The sequence below is a fragment of the Williamsia phyllosphaerae genome (assembly GCF_014635305.1).
Taxonomy (GTDB): domain Bacteria; phylum Actinomycetota; class Actinomycetes; order Mycobacteriales; family Mycobacteriaceae; genus Williamsia_A; species Williamsia_A phyllosphaerae.
The window spans coordinates 2,011,235-2,031,482 of record NZ_BMCS01000001.1; the positions used below are offsets into that span (position 1 = coordinate 2,011,235).

The window sequence follows — 20,248 nt, forward strand, 5'->3', positions numbered from 1 at the left end:
CTGGAACCCGTGCACACCTGGCTCCCGGCGTTGCTCGCGATGTTCGCTGCCGCGTTCATCGCCGGTGGAACCGTTCTCCGACAGCGTGAATCGTGCTCCGGCGGTGGGATCACCGTCGGTTGGTGCGTCGGCGCCGCGGTCGCGCTGTGCGGATTCGGGCTGCAGGCCGCCGCGTTGGGCCTCGGATCGATCCTGCTGGTGCAGCCGCTCGTGGTGCTCGCCGTGTTGTTCGCGCTCCCGCTCGAGGCGTGGCTCGACCACCGGCATCCGAGTCGCGTCGAGTGGGCGTGGGGTGGGGTGTTGGTTGCCTGCGTCGCGATCTTCCTGCTCGTCGCCGACCCGCACGAGGTCGAGCGCAAGGCCGATCACGTGTTGATCGCCGGCACCATCGTCGTGCTCATCACGCTGGTGGCGATCCTGATCGTCGCGGCCGAGAGGTCCAGCCCGCACTATCAGGCGTTGCTCTACGGTCTGGTCGCCGGAACGCTCTTCGGCATCAGCGCCCTGCTGGTCAAGGCCGTGATCTACCAGGCGATCAACGACCCGATCAACATGACGACGCGGCCCGAGGTCTACCTGTTCGTCGTGGTCGCGGTGGGCGGCGTCGTGGCACAGCAACGTGGTTTCGTCGCCGGCGACCTGCAGACGTCGTTCCCCGCGATGACGGTGATGGAGCCGGCGGTGTCGATGGCGCTTGGCGTCGCGTTGCTGGGGGAGTCGGTCGCGGTCGGTTGGTGGCAGACCGCGGTCATGGCCATCGCCCTCCTGGTGATGGTTCGCGCGGTGATCACGCTGGCGCGGATGTCGGCCGTGCGTGGTGATCAGCGACCCGAGGTCAAACCGGGCGTGACACAGAGCGCCATCGGTAGCACTGTGGACCGATGACCACAGACACATACGACGTCATCGTCATCGGCGGCGGACCCGCCGGCGAGGTGGCGGCCCAGTTCGCCATCGCCGGATCGGATCGCACCGCCGCCATCATCGAGGCCGAGCTCCTCGGCGGTGAGTGCTCCTACTGGGCGTGTATGCCCAGCAAGGCCCTGCTGCGTCCGATCGAGATCGCCGCCACGGCGCGCAACCTCGACGGCGTGGACGTCGCGGACGGGATCGACACCGCCAAGCTGCTCGCCCGACGCGACACCTGGACGTCCGACTACTCCGATGCGGGACAACGCACCTGGGCCGAAGGCATCGACATCGACGTCATCAGCGGCCGCGGCCGGCTCGACGGGGACAAGACCGTGGTGGTCACGAACGACGGCACCGAGCGCACCGTGACCGCGCGTCTGGCCGTCATCCTCGGGACCGGCAGCACCGCCACGGTGCCGGGCCCGTACACCGACCTCGCGCCGTGGACCTCACGAGACGCGACCGGGATCCGCGAGGTCCCGGAGTCGATCATCGTCGTCGGTGGCGGTGTGGTCGCGTGTGAGGCGGCGACGTGGCTGGCCGCGCTGGGGTCGAAGGTCACCATGGCGGTGCGCGGAAAGGTCCTCGGGACCCTGGACGATTTCGTGGGCGAGGCCGTCGTCGAAGGGCTGAAGAAGGCAGGCGTGGACGTGCGGACCGGGGTGTCGATCACCGCCCCGACCCGCGAGAACGCCGATGATGCCGGGATCGGTGTCTCCCACGGCGGACCGGTCACCGTCACCGTCGACGGCGAACCGTTGACCGCCGCGGAGATCCTCGTCGCCGCGGGCCGCAAGCCCGCCGTCGACGGCCTCGGCCTCGACACCGTCGGCATCGACGACCCGTCGACGTTGTCGGCGCCGGACCCCGGCGGGCACGACTGGCTGTACGCGGTCGGCGACGTCTCGTTCGGCCCGATGCTCACCCACTGGGGCAAGTACCAGGCCAGGCTCGTCGGACAGCAGATCAGCGCGCGCGCCGAGGGCCGGACGCCGCCGCAGGCGCGCGACGACGTCCCGGTGCCGCAGGCCGTGTTCACCGACCCACAGGTCGGCAGTACCGGGCTCACGGCCAAGGAGGCCGACGAGAAGGGCTTGCGGACGACGGTGGTGAGCCAACCGATCACCGCCGCGTCGGGGATCGGGCTGCTGCGCGACGACGCGACCGGTACGGCGCAGTTGGTCATCGACGACGACACCCGGACGCTGCTCGGGGCGACGTTCGTCGGACCGGAGACCGGCGAGCTGATCCACGCCGCCACCATCGCCATCGTCGGGAAGGTGACCGTCGACGATCTCTGGCACGCCGTCCCGTCGTATCCGACGGGCAGCGAGATCTGGCTTCGCCTGCTGGAGAAGTACTTCGGTTACTGACTCGGCGTGGGCCGGTGTCAGAACATGGTGCCGGGGTTGAGCAGGTGGTCGGGGTCGAGGGCGTCCTTGATGCGACGTGACACGTCCATCACGTCCTCGCCCACCTGATCGGGCAGCCACGCCTTCTTCAGCCGACCGACACCGTGTTCGCCGGTGATGGTGCCGCCGAGTCCGATGGCGAGGTCCATGACCTCACCGAACGCGAGGTCCGCCCGCGCGGCCTGCTCGGTGTCGGTGGGGTCGAACACGATCAGCGGGTGGGTGTTGCCGTCGCCCGCGTGCGCGATGACCGAGATCATCACGTCGCGCCGCTGTGCGATCGCCGCGATCCCGTCGACGAGAGCGGGCAGGCTGGGCAGCGGCACGCCGACGTCCTCGAGCAGCAGCGACCCCAGCTTCTCCACCGCAGGGATGGCCATGCGGCGTGCGACGGTGAAGGCCTCGCCCTCGGCGACGTCGTCTGTGGAGAACACCTCGGACGCCTCGTTGGCCTCGAAAGCGGCTGTGATGATGGCGATCTCGTCGGCGGCGGCCGCGCCCGGGGCGTCGCTCTGCGCGACCAGCATCGCGCCCGCGGTCCGGTCGAGACCCATCTTGAGGTGGTCCTCGACCGCGTTGATCGCGACGGCGTCCATGAACTCCAGCATCGCCGGACGGATCTGATCGGTGATCGCCAGGACCGCCTCGGTCGCATGGTGCACCGAGGCGAAGCTCGCGACCACCGTCGACGCCGGGGGTTGGGGCGGGAGCAGTCGCAGGGTCAGCTCGGTGATGATCCCCAGCGTGCCCTCGCTGCCGACGAACAACTTGGTCAACGACAGACCCGCGGAGTCCTTCAGACGCGGGCCGCCCAGCCTGATCGCCCGGCCGTCGGCGAGGACCACCTGCATGCCCAGGACGTAATCGGTGGTGACGCCGTACTTCACGCAACACAGGCCACCGGCGTTCGTCGCCGCGTTACCGCCGATGGAGCAGATCTCGAACGACGACGGGTCCGGCGGGTACCAGAGACCGTGTTGTTTCACAGCGGATTTCACCTCGGCGTTGAGCAGTCCGGGCTGGACCACGGCCACGCGCATCACCGGGTCGATCTCGATCTCGCGCATGCGTTCGGTGGAGATGGTGATGGCGCCGACGACACCACCCGACCCGCCGGACAGTCCGGTGCCCGCCCCGCGGGGGATGATCGGTACCCGGTTCGCTGCACACCACCGGACCGCCGCGACCACGTCGGCGGTGCTCCGTGCACGGACGACCGCCATCGGCAGACCCGCTTCGGGGTCGAGAGCACGGTCCTGCCGGTAACCCGCGATGATGTCCGGGTCGGTGACGACGGTGTCGGCGGGCAGGACCGCGATCAGTCCGTCGAGGGTGAGGGTGTCGGCCATCACACCAGGCTACGACGACGCGGCCCAGATGATCGCGACTGCGTCCACACCGCCTCTACACACCACGTAATCGCTCTCTGGACTGCATGTCATCACGTACGGCTGCCGGGTCACCGTGCTGAATGCGTTCACTTCGCGCCGAGCCGCCGGCGGACCCGAGTTGCCATAGGCAACGCGCACGGCCTCAGAGAATTCGCAGGAGGTCACCGCCGTGCCGGTTCCCGATTGGTTGTAGCCACCCGCGTTGGCAGAGAGGCGAGGACAAGGAGTTGCGCCTGGTGGCGGTGATGTTCGCACCCCTGGGGCGGCGCCGGCCGCCGCAGGTGGAGCCGCAGCTGCCGTCGATGTGACGGTTTCCGCCGCGCCGACTGTTCGGCTGATGGGTTGGTATCCCTCTTCCCCGGCGAACTGCAAGAGCAGTACGAATCCGAGCCCGAGCCCCAGAAGCGCACCCAGCCATCCGTATCCGATTCCTAGAGCTGCTGCCGCGAGAGGCCGGCCCCGCTGCCCGGTCGCCGCGACCTGGTTCCGTGCCACATGTGCGAACGGGATCGAGACCGGACCCGTGAGTACGGCAAGGACCATGGCAACGACCGCGGTCGTGTTCGGGGGAGTCGCAGGTTCGCGTGAACCCGGATGAATCGGGAGCCCATCCTGCGGACCTGCGAACTGTCCGTGGGGGTATCCCAGACCCGGGAGAGGCCCAGTCGGTGGTGACGAACTGTATGCCTGCGTGTTGATCTGCTCGGTCGGCAGTGGTGAGGAAGTAGCGTCGGGTCGTTGCGGTTGTGCTTTCACCAATGAAACCGGCACCGAATCTTCGAGGCCACCGCGTTCGGGGTCCGTCATGCACTCATCCGTTCACCGAGAACTGTTCAGTCGCGCCGTCTTGCCCATCGACCAGGGCTCCGGACTGATCACGTACCAGTGCGCCTCCGACAAATATCTTCATTTGATACGGGCTGGCTGCGGTGTCATAGGAATTGAAGTCCCGAATGAACGCGGTATAGCGGCCCGCCGGGGCCTGCGTGTCCCAGTAGATGTTCTCTATGTGTTGAGCCGTGAATCCCTGTTGCGGGATCGTGTCCAGATCGAGCTGACCGCCGCTGGGCGCGACTTTCCGCTCGAAGTAGATCTCAAACCCCTGCGGATCGATGACATGCACGTCGAGGTCCGCGTCAGTGCTCCAGATCAATGACACCTGTACCCGGCCTGCACGGCCGATTCCGATGCCCCGCTCGACCAGTGAACCGGTGGCGATGTCCACCATCCTGATGGTGTCGAACCGCTGTCCGGGGTTCACCCGGGTGACCGATGAGTCGTCGTAACCGTCCCATGGGCGTCGTGCACCCGCGGGATCGGCGAGGCGGGGTTCGGCCTCGGTCAACGGATTCCCGCACGCACATCGAACTCGGGGAACACCTTGCTGATCTACGAGCACGGCGGTGCCCGCCTGAAGAACAGACTGGAACGGGTTGGCGCTGCCGTTGCGGTAACCGTGGTTGGTCACCCAGGTGTCGTTCAAGAGGATGACCGAGGTCAGACCGGTCAGATAGCTTTCGAGGTTCGCTTCGGAAACCCCCACCGCCGCGAGCCAGGCGGATCGCTTGGCCGGATCGTTCTGCAGGAAAGCGAGTACGCCATCTGCGTTGCATGTCGAGTTGTCCAATGATCCGCCGTACAACCCGCGGCCGCTGCCGTCGACTGCGCCGCGGACCAGTGGCTGCGGCGTCGTTGCGCGCAGACGCGCGAGCACCTCTGATGATGGCGGTGCGGCGGAGGCGAAGTTCGCCCCGAATGCTTCCGGGCCGGGGGTTACTGCGGTGAGCATTGTCGGCGACGGTCCGGGGGATCGGTACCAGCCCAGCGGAATTCCTGCGCCGGCAACGAGGACCCCGATCGCGAGACCGACAGCCAGGGCAGAGACGATCACGGGAGCTGCCGACCTTCGTCGGGGTGGTTCCGGCGGTGGCGCAGAGAAGTCGGGAGCCGCGAAAGACATGCTCATGACGCTAATCTCGGCTGCGTGGCGCCACCATCGGCCGTTTGAACCACGGGTTCGTCATTGCTCGCACGTCGCCTGTGGCAATTGTGCTTGGTGCGTCGCGACCCAGGTCGCCAAGGCCTCGATCGCATTAACACCGGAGGCGAACGTCCCGTCCTTCGGCGCGGCGACCAGGGCCACGCCGGTCGTTCCTCGGACGCCCTTCACGATGCCGAATTGTCGAACCAGGTAAGAGCCGTTGGTGTCCGGCCCCCACCCGCCTTTCGAGGCACTCTGATCGAGCGACGCGAGGCCCCACTTTTGTGACGCTGTGATCGATCGCATTGCAGCTACAACAGGACTCGCGTCCGGGAGGCAAGGGAGGCGCCAAGCGAAGCGCGCCTGGTCACGCAACGACCATCTGGTCTGTCCGAACGGGGTGAAGCCCGCCCGCACGCGCCCCGATTGCACGATGGTGTCGTAGTCGCCGGTCTCGGCCAGTACCGCCTGAACTTGTCTTGCGGCAGACTTGGCGGAGCCCAGCGACGCCCAGAGGTCCTCGGCTGATGCGTTGTCGGAGTTGCTGATTGCGGCTTCGACGGTTGGGGTCAGATCGGTACCGTCCACGCCACCGTGACGTATCGCGGCGATCGCCAACGGAGCCTTGATCGTGGACCACGCGGGCCCGGGAACTGCTGAACCGAAGGTTCGGCTGCGCTCACCTGCGACGACCACGATTCCCACCTGGGCAGGAATCGTGCGAACGAGGTCGGCGAAACCCGTGGTCAACGGATCGAGCCGGGGACTCGGTCGGGTTGGTGGCGACGCGGTGGGAGAAACGCTAACGAACGGGGTCGGCGGGGCGAGGGGCTCATCCCCACCGGGCGTGGGCGTGGTCGAACAGCTCACTAGGAGGATGCAGAACGCCACGGTCCCAGCCGACCGCGACAGGTACTTCTGGAAAGGCATCCGGTCTCCACGTCGGTTCGGCACGGTGAGCTGAACCTAGCTGTTGGACCCGCGCGAACGATGTCGTCCCAATGGCTGACAGGGTCGCCGCACTCCTGCGATACGACCGCTGCGGAAAAATGGGATGACACGGTCACGGAGAGGCCTACGATGAGCCCATGTCCCATGAACCCGACGCAGGAGAGTCCGATCAGCGCAAGGCGTTCCGAGAGGCGTTGGAGCGCAAGAAGAAAGCGAACCATCTGAGCGAGGAGCACCTCGACGCCGGCTCGAAGGCCGCCGGGTCCCGCGGCAACAAGTCCCACCAGCAGCAGTTCCGCCGCAAGAGCGTCTAGCGGTTCTCACGCACGCTGCGTCAGATCCTCCTCGCGGAACTCGGTGTCGGTGACCGGCGCGTTGCGCAGTTCCACCCGCCGGATCTTGCCGCTGATGGTCTTGGGCAGTTCCGCGAACGCGATCCGGCGTACGCGCTTGTAGCCGGCCAGGTGCGTCCGGCTGTGTTCGAAGATCGCGCGGGCGGTCTCCGGTGACGCATCCCAGCCCGGTGCCAGCACGATGTAGGCCTTCGGGACCGACAGGCGCAGCTCGTCGGGGGCCGGGACCACCGCGGCCTCGACCACCGCATCATGTTCCAGTAGAACCGATTCCAACTCGAACGGGCTGATTCGGTAGTCGCTGGACTTGAACACGTCGTCGGTGCGGCCGACGTAGGTGATGTAGCCGTCCTCGTCACGGCTGCCGACGTCGCCGGAGTGGTAGTAGCCGCCCGCCATCGCCGTGGCGGTCTTCTCGGCGTCCCCGTGATACCCGGTCATGAGGCCCAGGGGGCGGTGCGCGAGGTCGATGCAGATCTCCCCCTCGGTGACACCCGCCTCGCCGGTGGCCGGGTCGACCAGCTCGATGACGTAGCCCGGACACGGTCGGCCCATCGACCCGGACTTCAGTGGCTGACCGGGGGAGTTCGCGATCTGCACGGTGGTCTCGGTCTGACCGAAGCCGTCCCGGATGGTCACACCCCACTGTGCCCGTACCCGCTCGATCACCTCGGGGTTCAACGGCTCGCCGGCGCCGACGGCCACCCGCGGCGGGGTGGTCAAGAGCCCGAGGTCACTCTGGATGAGCATGCGCCACACGGTCGGCGGGGCGCAGAAGCTCGTCACGCCGCACCGCTGCATCTGCGCCATCAACGCCGCGGCGTCGAACCGGGTGTAGTTGTAGATGAACACGCACGCCTGCGCATTCCACGGTGCGAACACGTTCGACCACGCGTGCTTGGCCCACCCCGGCGACGAGACGTTGAGGTGGATGTCGCCGGGACGCAGGCCGATCCAGTACATCGTCGACAGATGGCCCACCGGGTACGACGCGTGCGTGTGCTCGACCAGCTTCGGCTTCGAGGTGGTGCCGGAGGTGAAGTAGAGCAGCAGGGTGTCGTCGGCGCGTGTCGGGTGCGTTGCGGCGAAGTCCGTCTCGGCCGCATGCGAATCGGCGTAGTCGGTCCATCCCGACACCGGTTCGCCGACGGCGATGCGGGTGTGGTCGGCACCCACCGCGTCGAACGACGCAGCCAACTCGCTCCGCGCGATCACGTGGGAGACGCCACCGCGATCGATGCGATCGGCGATGTCGGCCTCGGCCAGCAGGGTGGTCGCCGGGATGACCACCGCGCCCAGCTTCATCGCCGCGAGCATCACCTCCCACAACTCGACCTGGTTGGCCAGCATGAGCAGGATCCGGTCCCCGGGCGCGATACCGGTGTCACGCAGCCACCCGGCGACCTGGTCGGACCGCGCGCTCATCGCGGCGTAGCTGACCTGCGTCTCGCTGCCGTCCTCCTCGACGATCCACAGCGCCGGGGCGTTGTTCCCGGCCGCCACCACGTCGAACCAGTCCCGAGCCCAGTTCCACTCGTCGAGATCGGGCCATGTGAACTGTGCGACGGCGGCGTCGTAGTCGTCGGAATGGGTCAACAACAGGTCCCGTGCGGCTCGGAACTGTGCGGTCGCCGTGTCTGCGCCGGTCATCGGATCCTCTTCGTGGTGGTCATCGGTGAATGCGGAAGCTAGGATATGCAACTATAGCGTGACGGCCACCACTAATCGTCGAGTTTGGGGTACACCATGACCACAGAGATTCCGCACTTCGTCGACGGCCTGCGCCGTCCCGGGACGTCCGGCCGCAGCGCCGACGTGATGAACCCGTCCACCGGTGAGGTGCAGGCGACGGTGCCGTTGGCGTCGGTCGACGAGGTGAACGACGTGGTCGCGTCGTCGGTCGCGGCGCAGCAGATCTGGGGTGCCTGGAACCCGCAGCGACGTGCGCGGGTGATGATGCGCTTCGTCGATCTGGTGAACCAGAACGCCGACGAGCTGGCCGAGCTGCTGTCGATCGAGCACGGCAAGACCGTGGCCGACGCCCGCGGTGACATCCAGCGTGGTGTCGAGGTCATCGAGTTCGCCATCGGTATCCCGCACCTGCTCAAGGGCGAGTTCACCGAGGGAGCGGGCACCGGGATCGACGTGCACTCGGTGCGCCAGCCGCTGGGCGTGGTCGCGGGGATCACCCCCTTCAACTTCCCGGCGATGATCCCGCTGTGGAAGGCGGGCCCGGCGCTCGCCTGTGGAAACGCCTTCATTCTCAAGCCGAGCGAGCGCGATCCGTCGGTGCCGCTGCGTCTGGCCGAGTTGTTCCTCGAGGCCGGGCTGCCCGCCGGGGTGTTCCAGGTGGTGCAGGGTGACAAGGTCGCCGTCGACGCGCTCCTCGAGCACCCGGATGTGCAGGCGCTGGGCTTCGTCGGCTCGTCGGACATCGCGCAGTACATCTACGCCACCGCCGCCGCGCACGGGAAGCGTTCGCAGTGCTTCGGTGGTGCGAAGAACCACATGATCATCCTCCCCGACGCCGATCTCGACCAGGCCGTCGACGCGTTGATCGGGGCGGGCTACGGCAGCGCCGGCGAGCGGTGCATGGCCATCAGTGTCGCGGTGCCCGTCGGAGAGCAGACCGCACAGCGGTTGCGCGACAGGCTGATCGACCGCGTCAACGCTCTGCGGGTCGGACACAGTCTGGATCCGAAGGCAGACTACGGCCCGCTGGTGAGTGCCGCGGCGCTCGAGCGGGTGCGTGACTACATCGGCCAGGGTGTCGATTCCGGTGCCGACCTCGTCATCGACGGACGTGACCGCGCGAGCGACGACCTCACGTTCGGCGACGCAGCGCTCGAGGGCGGCTACTTCATCGGCCCCTCCCTGTTCGATCACGTCACCCGGGACATGTCGATCTACACCGACGAGATCTTCGGTCCGGTCCTGTGCATCGTGCGGGCGAACGACTACGAAGAGGCCCTCGCGTTGGCGTCGGATCACCAGTACGGCAACGGCGTCGCGATCTTCACCCAGGACGGTGACGCGGCGCGGGACTTCTGCGCCCGCGTCCAGGTCGGGATGATCGGCGTCAACGTCCCGATCCCGGTTCCGGTGGCGTACCACACCTTCGGCGGCTGGAAGCGGTCCGGATTCGGCGACCTCAACCAGCACGGTCCCGCGGCGATCCAGTTCTACACCAAGGTCAAGACGATCACTACCCGCTGGCCGTCCGGGATCAAGGACGGCGCCGAGTTCTCCATCCCGACGATGCAGTGATGACTTGCAGATGACCATTCTCGATGAGCGGCTGACCGACGACGAGCGTGTCATCGTCGACACCGCGGCCGCGTTCGCGGCCAAACGGATAGCGCCGTTCGCCCTGGAATGGGATGAGGCCAAGCACTTCCCGGTCGACGAGCTGCGTGAGGCGGCCGGACTCGGGATGGGCGCCATCTACTGCGACGAGCAGTTCGGTGGCAGCGGGCTCTCCCGGGTCGACGGGGTCCGGATCTTCACCGCGTTGGCCGCGGCCGATCCGACGACGGCGGCGTTCCTGTCGATCCACAACATGGCGACCTGGATGGTCGACTGCTACGGCACCGACGAGCAACGGGCGCAGTGGGTTCCGCGGATGGCGTCGATGGAGTTGATCGCAAGCTACTGCCTCACCGAACCGGCGGCGGGGTCGGATGCCGCAGCGCTGAGCACGCGTGCCGTCGCCGACGGTGACGAGTACGTCCTCACCGGGGTGAAGCAGTTCATTTCCGGCGCAGGTACATCCGACGTCTACATCGTCATGGCGCGAACCGGTTCCGACGGTGCCGGCGGTATCTCGACGTTCATCGTCGAGAACGGCACGCCGGGGCTGTCGTTCGGGGCGCAGGAGCGCAAGATGGGGTGGCATGCCCAGCCCACCGCGCAGGTGATCTTCGACGGTGTGCGGGTGCCCGCCGCGAACCTCGTGGGCGGACCCGATGCCGTGGGCACCGGATTCCGCATCGCGATGAACGGCCTCAACGGCGGTCGACTGAACATCGCGGCGTGTTCGCTGGGTGGTGCGCAGGAGGCGCTCGACCGTTCGCTGCGCTATCTCGACGAGCGGGAGGCGTTCGGCGGCAAGCTGATCGACGAGCCCACCATCCGGTTCGCGCTCGCCGACATGGCGACCGATCTGGAGGCGTCCCGCGGTCTGCTGTTACGGGCCGCGGCCGCTCTCGACACCGACGATCCGGACAAGGTGACGTTGTGCGCGATGGCGAAGCGCTTCGTCACCGACCACTGCCACGCGATCGCCGACCAGGCGTTGCAGCTGCACGGCGGCTACGGGTATCTGCACGACTACGGGCTGGAGAAGATCGTGCGCGACCTGCGGGTGAACCGGATCCTGGAGGGCACCAACGAGATCATGCGTGTGGTCGTGGGCCGCGCGTTGGCGAAAGGCGTGAGATGACAACGATCGGGTTCCTCGGACTGGGCAACATGGGCGGCCCGATGGCGGCCAACCTCGTCGCCGCCGGCCACACAGTCGCCGGATACGACCCCGTCCCCGCCGCCGCAGACGCTGCCGCTGCGACCGGAGTGCTCGTCGCCGAGACGGCGATTCAGGCCGTCGAGCGCGCCGAGGTAGTGATCACGATGCTGCCCAGCGGCGCGCTGGTCCGCGCGGCGTACGCGGAGATCCTCCCCGTCGCCCAGGACGGTGCGGTCTTCATCGACAGCTCCACCATCTCCGTGGACGACGCACGGGACATGAACGCCCTGGCCGCGAAGTTCGGGTTCGCGCAGGTCGACGCGCCGGTATCGGGTGGCGTCAAGGGGGCGACCGCGGGAACCCTGGCGTTCATGGTCGGCGGCGTCGACGACGCGTTCGCCGCGGTGCGGCCGGCGTTGGAACCGATGGCGGGCAAGGTCATCCACTGCGGTGGGCCGGGGAGCGGGCAGGCGGCCAAGGTCTGCAACAACATGGTGCTCGCCGTGCAGCAGATCGCGATCGGCGAGGCGTTCGTCCTGGCCGAGAAGCTGGGTCTGTCGGCGCAGTCGCTGTTCGACGTCATCACCGGCGCGACCGGGAACTGCTGGGCGGTCAGCACCAACTGCCCGGTCCCCGGCCCGCTGCCGACGTCGCCGGCGAACAACGACTTCACGCCGGGGTTCGCCACCGCGTTGATGAACAAGGACCTCGGCCTGGCCATGGCCGCGGTCGAATCCACCGGCGCCATCGCCCCTCTGGGCTCGCACGCGGCTGAGTTGTACCGCGCCTTCGCCGCCGACAACGGGGCCAAGGACTTCAGCGCGATCATCGAGACCCTGCGCTAGAACCGCGGTCCCGTCAGAAATCTCCGGCGTTGCGGCGCAGCGTCTCGATTGTCTCCACGAGGGCACGGGCCTGCTCCGGTGGGATGCCGATGTCGGCGAACACGGCGCGGTTGAGGGTGACGGTCGCCTCCTGGACCGTCGACCGGCCGATCGAGGTGATCTCGACCAGCGTCGTGCGCCCGTCGGTCGGGTGGGGCACGCGGGTGACGAGGCCGGCGGACTCCAGGCGTCGGATCGCGTGCGTGACGCTCGTGACGTGCACCTGCAGACGAACGCTCGCCTTGGTGATCGGGAGCGACCCGGTGCGGCTGAACGCCAGCAGTCGGAGTAGCTCGAACCGCGAGAAGCTCAGGTCGAAGGGGCGTAGTGCCGCCTCGACGCGGGCCAGCAGGATCTGGTGTGCGCGCATCACCGAGGTGACCGCGACCATCCCGTCGGCCACCTCGCCCCAGCCCGCGTCCTCCCAGTTGTCGCGCGCCTTCGCGATCGGGTCGAACCCGGGGCTCTCGGACGGCATCTCTCTATTGTCACCGACTCGGGTTTGTGGATCATCACAACCCGGCGAAGTCGGACGCTTCGGTCAGTACCGCCTCGAGCATTGCGGGGGTCAATCGACCGGTGAAGGTGTTCTGCTGGCTCACGTGATAGCAGCCGAACAGCCGTATCGGCGGTGCGTCGATGTCGCTGTGGTCGCTCATGGGGAGGTCGACGTGCACGCCGTGACCGAACTTCGGTCGGGGCCGGGGGATCGCGCGGCCGTGCGTCTCCAGTGCGTTGAGCGCGGCCTGCCACCCGAATCCGCCGAGGGACATCACCGCCGTGACGGTCGGTGCGAGGAGGATGAGTTCGCGCTGTAGCCAGTGCGAGCACTCGTCGCGTTCGGCCGGTGTCGGTTTGTTCTCCGGGGGAGCGCAGTGCACCGGTGCGGTGATGCGGGTGCCGCGCAGTTCGAGACCGTCGTCGGCGGAGACCGACGTGGGTTGATTGGCGAGTCCGACGGCGTGCAGCGCCGCGAAGAGGACGTCGCCGCTGCGGTCACCGGTGAACATCCGCCCGGTGCGGTTGGCGCCGTGCGCAGCCGGCGCCAGGCCGATGATGAGCAGCGACGCATCGGCGGGACCGATACCTGGAACGGGACGCCCCCAGTAGGTCTCGTCGGCGTAGGCGCGACGCTTCTCGCGGGCGACCTTCTCCCGCCACTCGACCAGCCTCGGACAAGCCCGGCACTCGCAGATCGCTGCGTCGAGGGTCGCGAGGTCAGGGGCGGGCGTCACGATTCGACGCTACGCCCGGACCTCAGAACGGTGGCGGCTGATTCGCCCAGGCCTCGTGCGCCTCGCGTTCGGCGAGGATGCGTTCGCGTTGCCGCTCGTCTGCGGTCGTGGGCGGGCGGGCCCGTCGTGACGGCAGGCGTAGCGACGGGAACAGGTCGGCGCCGCTGAACGCGTTGCCGAGGAACCGGTGTCCGGTTGGCGACTCGAACACGATCTCGCCGAACTCGCCCTGGAAGTCACGCCAGCCGGTGAAGGTCTTGATCCGATGGTGAAACCGACACAGGGGTTTCAGGTTCTCGCCGACCGTCGCGCCACCGGCCCGGGGGTGGCGCCGGTCGAAACGATTCGTGTGGTCGAGGTCGCCCCGCCACGCCGGCGCGGTGCACCCCGGGAAATCGCAGCACAGGCCACGGGCGCGGCAGAGGGCGTCGAGCGACGACCCCGGTCGGTATCGATGCTCGCCGACCGAGGGATCAGCGGGGTTGATCATGCTGATCTTCGCCGCTGCCAGCAGACGACGGATGGCGTCGGCATCGAGAACGCCGTGGCCGTCTAGGTATCCCGGCTGCTCGTCGAGACCCACGAGCGTCGACAGATTCACCACGACATGGACGTTCACGACCGACGACGCGGACGCGTGCCCGGCAGGTGCGGCGGCGTCCTCCGTGGCGGCGGCGGCCGGCGCTTCGAGCGATTTCTCGGCGGGCTTGGTGCACTGCGGGCAGCGGCACGGCAGGATCGCGTCGGGACCCAGCCCGGTTGCTGCGAGAACAACCTGGGCATCGGCGCGTCGCTGACTCATGGTCCGCGGGTCGGCGCTGCAGACCGACCGAGCCATGTCGGTCAGTCGGGCGTTGACGATCGCGGCGTCGGCGGCGGCCAGCGAGCCGGACACCCGCGACATACCGGGATTGAACCGATCCGGCCTGATGTCCATCGAACGGTCCTGCTCGGCGCGCTCGCGGCGCCGGCGCAACGCCTCCGGGTCGATCTGGCTGATCAGGAAATCCACGAGGGCGCGCAGTCGCGCTCGAGACATCGGCGGGCGTGCCGACAGCTCGGCGGCGAGTCGACGGTCGAGTTGGTCGCACTGGGCATCATCGAAGAGTCCCGCGGTGCCATCGAGGATGAGGCGGAGGTCGCTCATGCTGATCCGCCCGGTCCCCAGCACCTGCCCGGTGAACGGCATCCGGGAGTGCATCCGCAGCGCCGTCTGCACTGTGGCGCGCGCCGTCCCGACCGGCACGTTCGTGACCGCGCCGATCTCCGCGATGGTCTGCTCGGTCCCGTTGGGGGTCAACTGCGTCGCGGGATCGTCGGCGAACCGCTCGGCCATGTCCTCGACCCAGTCGTCGGTGCGCACGTCGTGAAGCCGATTGACCAGGTGCATCATCCGGTACTGCGCGGCGGCGATGGTGGACGCGCAGTGGGCGATGAGTTCGATGACCTCATCCGCCGGGCGCGAGACGTCGACGGCGATCGCCGCATCCAGATCCAGCAGTCCTGCGCTCACGGTCACCTCCGTCGCTCGTCTCACCTGTACGAAGTGTTAGACGCAGTGTCGTCAAGGACGGTTCCGTCTCGGCCACAGCAATTTCGGCGTGTGGCCGGTGACCTCCGGTCGTCAGGGTGGGTGGCCTTGGGTGGCCTCCACATTCGACGCCCACGTCACGATCTCAGGATCCGCCAGGGATGTCGTCACGAAGTCCCCGCCCAGGGTCTTGCCCGGCTGCGACGGCACAGTGATCAGAAATGCGCCTGATGCTTTCGCGGCAGCAACGCCGGTGGCTGAGTCCTCGAGTGCAACACCACCAGTCGGATCGGCGCCCAGCGTGGCGAACGCCACGAGATAGAGCTCCGGGTGCGGCTTGGGGTGATCGACCTCGTCGGCGGTGACCGAGGTCTCGAAGTACCGATCGAAACCCGACGACCCCAACGCTGCCGTGAGCATCGCGCGGGGGCTGTTGGTTGCCACTGCGATCGGGACGCGGCCACCCAGGGCGTCGAGCAGATCACGGGCTCCGGGCATGGGATCCACGCCGCGGGCGAGCTCCGACTCGACGCGAGCGAGGAGGTCGGCTGCCAGTTTCGCGCCGTCGTCGGGCCGACCGAAATAGCGGGCCATGTTTTCGCACGCCGCCGGCACCGAGCGCCCGATGAGCAGATCCTTCTCGGTGGGTCCGAATCCGAATCCGTTGTCGGCGAACAACGCGGCCTCTGCGCGTGACCAGCACGTCTCGGTGTCCAGAAGTAGACCGTCGCAATCGAACACGATCGCGCTGAGTCGCTGTGGCAGTCCCATGCCGAGAGGATAGGCGCTCAGGTCATCTCACCAATTCAACGACTTCAGGCCCCACGTACCGCGCGCGGGGCCGGATTATCCGTCGACTCTGTGCCTGTTCGATGACGTTGCTGCACCATCCGACGACCCGGCTCACGGTGAACGTGGGGGTGAACATCTCTCGCGGAATGCCGCATCGGTCCATCACCACTCCGGCGTAGAACTCGACGTTCGCATACAGCGGCCGATCGGGGTGGGCCTGCTCGAGGACCGCCACGACCTCGCGTTCGACATCGACGGCGAGATCCACCAGACCGCCGCCGAGTCCGATCGCGATCTCGCGCAGCAACTCCGATCGCGGATCGACGGTCCGATAGACGGCGTGCCCGAACCCCATGATGCGTTGGCCCGAGGCGAGTTGCTCGCGCGCCCATCCGCCGGCAGCCTCGGTGCCGCCTGCGGCGACGATCTCGTCGAGTGCGTCCAGTGCCCTGTCCGGCGCCCCACCGTGCAACGGGCCCGAGAACGCCCCGATCGCGCCGCAGATCGCCGACACCAGATCTGCGCCACTCGACGCGATGACGCGGGCGGTGAAGGTGGACGCGTTGAACCCGTGGTCGATCGTCGCGATCAGGTACTGCTCGACGGCGCGGGCGTGCTCGGGCGCGGGGACGTCGCCGGTGATCGAGTACAACCAGTGTGCCGCGGTGTCGAGGTCGTCGCGTGCCGACACCGGCTCCTCGCCGTGCGAGAGTCGATGCAGTGCAGCGAGAATCGTGGGGGTGACCGCGCTGACGCGCAACGCATGGCCGGCGCGCGTCGACTCGTCGCTGTCCCACAGCGGTGACATCCCCTCGAGCTGGCCGAGCGACGACAGCACGGTCCGCAGGTCGATGAGCGAGCGGTGATCGGTGCCGGTCGCCGCCACCAACCGGATCACGGCCATCAGCTCGTCGTCGACGGCCCGCAGGGACCGGACCTGCGCGGTGAACTCCGCCAACTCGACGGTGTCGGGAAGACGGCCGTGCACGAACAGGAACCACACCTCCTCGAACGTCCGATGACGCGCGAGATCGATCGCCGAGAACTGTCGGTACTGGTAGAAACCCTCCTCGCCGCGGACATCGCCGATCTCGGTGTGGGCCACCGACACGTTCGACAATCCGGGGTCGGCCTCGATGACGGACATGGTGTGCCTCGATTCGCTGTGGTGCATTGCCTTTCGGCCTACATTCGACGGTGAGGTGAGAGGAGTCAATGTTGATCGGATCAACATCGCGACACCCGCATCGGTGGCCGAGAGCGCTGCGCCATGATGGGCGTGACTTCCTGACCACCGCCCAGGTGGCGCGGGTTCTCGGGGTCAAGCCGGAGTCGGTGTACGCCTACGTCAGCCGTGGGCAGCTGAACAGCGTGCGCATAGCGGGGATCCGCGGAAGCCTGTTCGCCGTCGGTGAGGTCGAGGCGTTCGGGCGCCGGACCGAACGTCGTCCACCCGCCGGGATCGTCGAACGCATCCACACCGAGCTCACTTTGATCGAAGGTGACCGGCTCTACTATCGAGGCCGCGACGCAACGGAACTCGCGTTCTCGACCGACTTCGAGGATGTCGCCGAGATGCTGTGGGGCACGATCGCCGGGAGCGACCACCGGTGGGGCATGCCGGTCCCACCCGTCTCCCCGACACCCGCCCGCGGCGTCGACATCATCCGGCTGGTGGTCGATCACATGGGCGCCGCCGACCGACACCGCGGGATGATCGCGAGTGACGCCGTCGCCTACAAGGCGATGTGCACCCTCAACGCGATCCTTAAGGTGCTCCCGGTCGTGAGTGAGTTCCCGCGGCGCGGGTCATCCATGGCGGCTCGTTTGTGGCCCCGTCTGTCCCCGATGGCTCCGACCACGCAGCGGGTGACACTGCTGAACGCGGCGATGGTGCTCCTCGCCGACCACGATCTGGCGGCAGGCACCGTCGCGGCCAGGGTGGCAGCGAGCGCACGCGGCAGCATCTACGCGGTGATCTCGGCCGGCCTGGGCGCATTCGACGGCCCGCTGCACGGGGGCGCGACCACGGTGGCCTACGACTTCCTGTCGTCGGTCCTCGCCGACCCGGCGGGACCCGATCACGCCGTGTCGGAGTATCTCCGAGACGGGCACAGACCACCCGGATGCGGCCACATCGTCTACCGACATCGTGATCCGAGGGCCGAGGCGTTGATAGACGGGCTCGTCCGAGACGGCGGGCGCCGGGACGTGCTCGCCGCGGTCGAGGCCGTGCGCACCGGGGTCAGCGGCTCCGGTGCGGGCTTCGTGAACTCCGACCTCGCGTTGGCCGCGTTCGCGCTGCGCTATCGCATGATCCCCGATGCCTGCGCGACGATCTTCGCCGTCGCCCGCATCGCCGGGTGGGTCGCGCACGCGATCGAGGAGTACCGCGAGCCGCGGCTGCGGTACCGACCCGAGGGTGTTTACACCGGCGTACGACCCGCGAGGTGACCCGAGTCACCACGGCGTTAGTCTCGCGCAATGACTTCTGAGACCACCGACGTCGTCGAGGACGGATACCAGCGCGGGCTGTCGGCACGAACAGTGCAGATGATCGCGATCGGCGGTGCGATCGGCACCGGACTCTTCTACGGTGCGGGCGGTGCCATCGAGCAGGCCGGACCCGCCCTGATCCTGGCGTACCTGGTCGCCGGACTCGCCATCTTCGTCGTGATGCGAGCGCTCGGCGAGCTGCTGATCTACCGACCGGTCGCGGGATCGATCTCCGAGTACGCCGACGAGTTCCTCGGCAAGTACCTCGGGTTCACCAACGGGTGGACCTACTGGGCGGTGTGGACCACCACGTGCATGGCCGAGATCACCGTCGCGGGCAAGTACATCAACTACTGGTTCCCGTCGATCCCGGTCTGGGTCACCGCGCTGGTGGTGCTGCTGGTGCTCTTCACCGCGAACCTGATCTCGGTCAAGGTGTTCGGCGAGGCCGAGTTCTGGTTCTCGATGATCAAGGTCGTCGCCATCATCGGCATGATCCTCATCGGCACCCTGGTGTTGCTCCCCATCGCCGGTATCGGCCCCGACGCCGGCCCCTCGCTGACCAACCTCTACGGCGACGGCGGCTTCTTCGCGACGGGCTTCAACTCCGCGCTCCTGAGCCTGCAGATCGTCGTGTTCGCCTACGTGGGTGTCGAACTGGTGGGCGTGACCGCCGGCGAGGCGGCCGACCCCAAGGTGACCCTGCGCAAGGCCATCAACACCCTGCCGTTCCGCATCGGACTGTTCTACGTGGGCGCACTGATCGTCATCCTGTCGGTGCGCGGGTGGCGTAACTACTCCGAGGGCAACAGCCCGTTCGTCGAGGTGTTCGCCTACATCGGCATCCCGGGCGCGGCGGGCATCGTCAACTTCATCCTGCTGACCGCGGCCCTGTCGTCGTGCAACTCCGGCATCTACTCCACCGGCCGCATGCTTCGCAGCCTGTCCCAACGCGGTGACGCCCCGAAGAAACTCACGACGCTGTCGTCGCGCCACGTGCCGGTCGCCGGGATCGTGCTGTCGGCGGGCGTCATGGTGCTCGGCGTGATCGTCAACATCATCGACCCCGCGCACGCGTTCGCCTACATCACCTCGGTGTCCACGGTCGGGATCATCTTCGTGTGGAGCTCGATCCTGGTCAGTCATTTCATCTATCGCAGACGTGTGGCCGCCGGGGCGTTGCCCGCGTCGGACTACCGCCTTCCCGGTGCACCGTTCACCACCGCGATCGCCCTCGCCTTCTTCGCGATGGTGATCGTGCTGCTGTTCTTCAGCGAGTCCGGTCGCATCGCCGTCGTGGTCGGAGCCGTGTGGTTCGCCGGTGTGACGATCGGATACTTCGTGCTCACGAACCGGCGCCGCGCGGTGCACGCCGGCAAGTGAAGTACCTCGCGGTCGAGGGGCGGGTGTGGAATTCCCTCGCTCGATGGCGTCGGAGCCTGAGGCCTGACGGCCGATCCTGGCGGCCGCCGTACACGTGTACGCGCTGTGCTGGATTCTCGGTATTCTCGCGTCGTTCCGCACGATGCCGCACGAGATCTGCGGTGACGATCTGCTGTTGCGCAACAGTATCTTCGAGGGCATCACGATTCCGATCGAGCGAATCGAGTCGGTGACGCCGTCCCGCACCGCGAGAACCGGATTGTCGGGACTGAAAGTCGACGCCGACGAACGGGCGGCCGTGCTCGGCCACGCTGACACGACCATTCGAATTGGTCTGATCGATGTCGAGGTACGCGGCGCCCTGGTGGATTTCATCGACGTCACTGTGGATGAGCCCCGTGCGTTCGTCGCGGCATTCGCCGATCGGTGACGACAAGGTCCCCCGAAGCAGGGGAACAACGGCCC

At 67.6% G+C, this 20,248-nt stretch carries 18 protein-coding genes; 9 read left to right on the plus strand and 9 right to left on the minus strand.

Features of this window, described 5'->3' with window-relative positions; translation table 11 throughout:
• Positions 1–9 precede the first annotated feature (9 nt).
• Together IEV93_RS09585 and IEV93_RS09590 are read left to right on the plus strand one after the other, a co-directional pair.
• Complete coding sequence (locus IEV93_RS09585) at positions 10–885, plus strand: DMT family transporter (protein ID WP_188489114.1); 876 nt, start codon at positions 10–12, stop codon at positions 883–885.
• Complete coding sequence (locus tag IEV93_RS09590) at positions 882–2,285, plus strand: dihydrolipoyl dehydrogenase family protein (protein ID WP_188489116.1); 1,404 nt, start codon at positions 882–884, stop codon at positions 2,283–2,285. The genes IEV93_RS09585 and IEV93_RS09590 overlap by 4 nt, the downstream gene beginning before the upstream one ends.
• A gap of 17 nt (positions 2,286–2,302) precedes the next feature.
• Here IEV93_RS09590 and IEV93_RS09595 read toward each other — a convergent pair whose 3' ends face one another.
• The 3 genes from IEV93_RS09595 to IEV93_RS09605 form a co-directional block, all read right to left on the minus strand.
• Positions 2,303–3,673, minus strand: coding sequence for an FAD-binding oxidoreductase (locus IEV93_RS09595; RefSeq protein WP_188489118.1), 1,371 nt, complete (start codon positions 3,671–3,673; stop codon positions 2,303–2,305).
• 853 nt (positions 3,674–4,526) lie between these two features.
• On the minus strand, positions 4,527–5,606 hold the full coding sequence (locus tag IEV93_RS09600) for a DUF6777 domain-containing protein (protein WP_188489120.1): 1,080 nt from the start codon (positions 5,604–5,606) through the stop codon (positions 4,527–4,529).
• Positions 5,607–5,735: 129 nt separating this feature from the next.
• A complete protein-coding gene (locus tag IEV93_RS09605; RefSeq protein WP_188489122.1) occupies positions 5,736–6,446 on the minus strand; it encodes a hypothetical protein in 711 nt (236 codons plus the stop codon).
• A gap of 338 nt (positions 6,447–6,784) precedes the next feature.
• Here IEV93_RS09605 and IEV93_RS09610 point away from each other — a divergent pair, with 338 nt between their 5' ends.
• Positions 6,785–6,961: a DUF5302 domain-containing protein gene (locus IEV93_RS09610; RefSeq protein WP_188489124.1), complete on the plus strand. Its 177-nt coding sequence runs from the start codon at positions 6,785–6,787 to the stop codon at positions 6,959–6,961.
• 6 nt (positions 6,962–6,967) lie between these two features.
• Here the strand turns inward: IEV93_RS09610 and IEV93_RS09615 are convergent, their stop codons facing one another.
• A complete protein-coding gene (locus IEV93_RS09615; RefSeq protein WP_188489127.1) occupies positions 6,968–8,650 on the minus strand; it encodes an AMP-binding protein in 1,683 nt (560 codons plus the stop codon).
• 96 nt (positions 8,651–8,746) lie between these two features.
• Between IEV93_RS09615 and IEV93_RS09620 the strand changes: the two genes are divergently transcribed.
• Genes IEV93_RS09620 through mmsB form a run of 3 tightly spaced genes read left to right on the plus strand, consistent with a single transcriptional unit; the run spans position 8,747 to position 12,307 of the window.
• Positions 8,747–10,267, plus strand: coding sequence for a CoA-acylating methylmalonate-semialdehyde dehydrogenase (locus IEV93_RS09620; protein WP_188489128.1), 1,521 nt, complete (start codon positions 8,747–8,749; stop codon positions 10,265–10,267).
• A 10-nt stretch (positions 10,268–10,277) separates the two neighbouring features.
• Entirely contained in the window at positions 10,278–11,441 is a 1,164-nt protein-coding gene (locus IEV93_RS09625; protein WP_188489130.1) for an acyl-CoA dehydrogenase family protein, read from the plus strand.
• Complete coding sequence (gene mmsB, locus IEV93_RS09630) at positions 11,438–12,307, plus strand: 3-hydroxyisobutyrate dehydrogenase (RefSeq protein ID WP_188489133.1); 870 nt, start codon at positions 11,438–11,440, stop codon at positions 12,305–12,307. The genes IEV93_RS09625 and mmsB overlap by 4 nt, the downstream gene beginning before the upstream one ends.
• A gap of 13 nt (positions 12,308–12,320) precedes the next feature.
• Here mmsB and IEV93_RS09635 read toward each other — a convergent pair whose 3' ends face one another.
• The 5 genes from IEV93_RS09635 to IEV93_RS09655 form a co-directional block, all read right to left on the minus strand.
• Positions 12,321–12,824, minus strand: coding sequence for a MarR family winged helix-turn-helix transcriptional regulator (locus IEV93_RS09635; RefSeq protein ID WP_188489135.1), 504 nt, complete (start codon positions 12,822–12,824; stop codon positions 12,321–12,323).
• 34 nt (positions 12,825–12,858) lie between these two features.
• Complete coding sequence (locus IEV93_RS09640; RefSeq protein ID WP_229705000.1) at positions 12,859–13,581, minus strand: uracil-DNA glycosylase; 723 nt, start codon at positions 13,579–13,581, stop codon at positions 12,859–12,861.
• A 22-nt stretch (positions 13,582–13,603) separates the two neighbouring features.
• On the minus strand, positions 13,604–15,094 hold the full coding sequence (locus tag IEV93_RS09645; protein ID WP_188489137.1) for an HNH endonuclease signature motif containing protein: 1,491 nt from the start codon (positions 15,092–15,094) through the stop codon (positions 13,604–13,606).
• Positions 15,095–15,205: 111 nt separating this feature from the next.
• Complete coding sequence (locus IEV93_RS09650; protein WP_188489139.1) at positions 15,206–15,883, minus strand: HAD family hydrolase; 678 nt, start codon at positions 15,881–15,883, stop codon at positions 15,206–15,208.
• 22 nt (positions 15,884–15,905) lie between these two features.
• Positions 15,906–17,051, minus strand: a complete 1,146-nt coding sequence (locus IEV93_RS09655; RefSeq protein WP_188489141.1) for a citrate/2-methylcitrate synthase — start codon at positions 17,049–17,051, stop codon at positions 15,906–15,908.
• Positions 17,052–17,119: 68 nt separating this feature from the next.
• Here IEV93_RS09655 and IEV93_RS09660 point away from each other — a divergent pair, with 68 nt between their 5' ends.
• The 3 genes from IEV93_RS09660 to IEV93_RS09670 all read left to right on the plus strand — a co-directional run bounded on the left by IEV93_RS09660 (position 17,120) and on the right by IEV93_RS09670 (position 20,213).
• Positions 17,120–18,358: a citrate synthase gene (locus tag IEV93_RS09660; RefSeq protein ID WP_188489143.1), complete on the plus strand. Its 1,239-nt coding sequence runs from the start codon at positions 17,120–17,122 to the stop codon at positions 18,356–18,358.
• A 30-nt stretch (positions 18,359–18,388) separates the two neighbouring features.
• Positions 18,389–19,783, plus strand: a complete 1,395-nt coding sequence (locus tag IEV93_RS09665; protein WP_188489146.1) for an amino acid permease — start codon at positions 18,389–18,391, stop codon at positions 19,781–19,783.
• Positions 19,784–19,877: 94 nt separating this feature from the next.
• On the plus strand, positions 19,878–20,213 hold the full coding sequence (locus tag IEV93_RS09670) for a hypothetical protein (RefSeq protein WP_188489148.1): 336 nt from the start codon (positions 19,878–19,880) through the stop codon (positions 20,211–20,213).
• Positions 20,214–20,248 lie beyond the last annotated feature (35 nt).

Coding starts and splice junctions, on each gene's coding strand:
- IEV93_RS09590 (WP_188489116.1), top strand. CDS start 882: ATGACCACAGACACATACGACGTCATCGTCATCGGCGGCGGACCCGCC.
- IEV93_RS09595 (WP_188489118.1), bottom strand. CDS start 3,673: ATGGCCGACACCCTCACCCTCGACGGACTGATCGCGGTCCTGCCCGCC.
- IEV93_RS09610 (WP_188489124.1), top strand. CDS start 6,785: ATGTCCCATGAACCCGACGCAGGAGAGTCCGATCAGCGCAAGGCGTTC.
- IEV93_RS09615 (WP_188489127.1), bottom strand. CDS start 8,650: ATGACCGGCGCAGACACGGCGACCGCACAGTTCCGAGCCGCACGGGAC.
- IEV93_RS09620 (WP_188489128.1), top strand. CDS start 8,747: ATGACCACAGAGATTCCGCACTTCGTCGACGGCCTGCGCCGTCCCGGG.
- IEV93_RS09625 (WP_188489130.1), top strand. CDS start 10,278: ATGACCATTCTCGATGAGCGGCTGACCGACGACGAGCGTGTCATCGTC.
- mmsB (WP_188489133.1), top strand. CDS start 11,438: ATGACAACGATCGGGTTCCTCGGACTGGGCAACATGGGCGGCCCGATG.
- IEV93_RS09635 (WP_188489135.1), bottom strand. CDS start 12,824: ATGCCGTCCGAGAGCCCCGGGTTCGACCCGATCGCGAAGGCGCGCGAC.
- IEV93_RS09650 (WP_188489139.1), bottom strand. CDS start 15,883: ATGGGACTGCCACAGCGACTCAGCGCGATCGTGTTCGATTGCGACGGT.
- IEV93_RS09655 (WP_188489141.1), bottom strand. CDS start 17,051: ATGTCCGTCATCGAGGCCGACCCCGGATTGTCGAACGTGTCGGTGGCC.
- IEV93_RS09660 (WP_188489143.1), top strand. CDS start 17,120: ATGTTGATCGGATCAACATCGCGACACCCGCATCGGTGGCCGAGAGCG.
- IEV93_RS09665 (WP_188489146.1), top strand. CDS start 18,389: ATGACTTCTGAGACCACCGACGTCGTCGAGGACGGATACCAGCGCGGG.